The sequence below is a fragment of the Tannerella forsythia genome, assembly GCF_001006485.1.
GTDB classification, from domain to species: Bacteria; Bacteroidota; Bacteroidia; order Bacteroidales; family Tannerellaceae; genus Tannerella; species Tannerella forsythia.
Genome location: NZ_JUET01000132.1, coordinates 1 through 534, shown reverse-complemented (window position 1 = coordinate 534; position 534 = coordinate 1). Strand labels below are relative to the sequence as shown.

1 protein-coding gene and 1 pseudogene are annotated in these 534 nt (G+C 34.5%); both read left to right on the top strand.

The genetic code is table 11. The annotated features are described in order from the left end of the window. Nucleotides 1-281: pseudogene (locus tag Tanf_RS12535) on the top strand (6-bladed beta-propeller); the annotation flags it as partial. 81 nt (nt 282-362) lie between these two features. Beyond that, nucleotides 363-534 (top strand): transposase (locus Tanf_RS14510; protein WP_161794924.1); only part of this gene is annotated, 172 nt, incomplete at its 3' end.

Here is a 534-nt window from a genome sequence, read left to right as displayed (position 1 = left end):
AATTAATTTTAACGAACAAAAAAACTAAGAAATCTCAGTACGTTCGCATCATAAATGATTACTTAGGCGGTTGGGAATTTGATCCGTTCTTCCTTTCGTTTCGTATTCGAGATGGTTATTTCACTTATGCAATGGAACCAATAGAATTAAAAGAACTATTGGAAGAGTCGCTCAAAAAAGATGATTTACAACCCGATGTACGAAAAAGAATAACGGAACTCAACGCAAAATTAGATATCAATGATAATAATGTTATTTTGGCGGGGAAGCTAAAAAAATAAAAACTTAACAGTTATGCTTAAAAATAAATGAATCTCCGCATATTTACCTAAAATGATTGTTTTTGCAAAAAAAATAAGGCAATGACACTGATCGATTTTCTATCTCACTTTCCAGACGAAGAAAGCTGCAAGCAAAAGTTTAAGGCATATCGCGACCAAGTAGGAGTTGTTTGTTCCAAATGCGGAGGCACGGATCATTATTGGAAAAAAGACAAGGAGCAATATGAATGCAAACACTGCAAAACGCGCACCA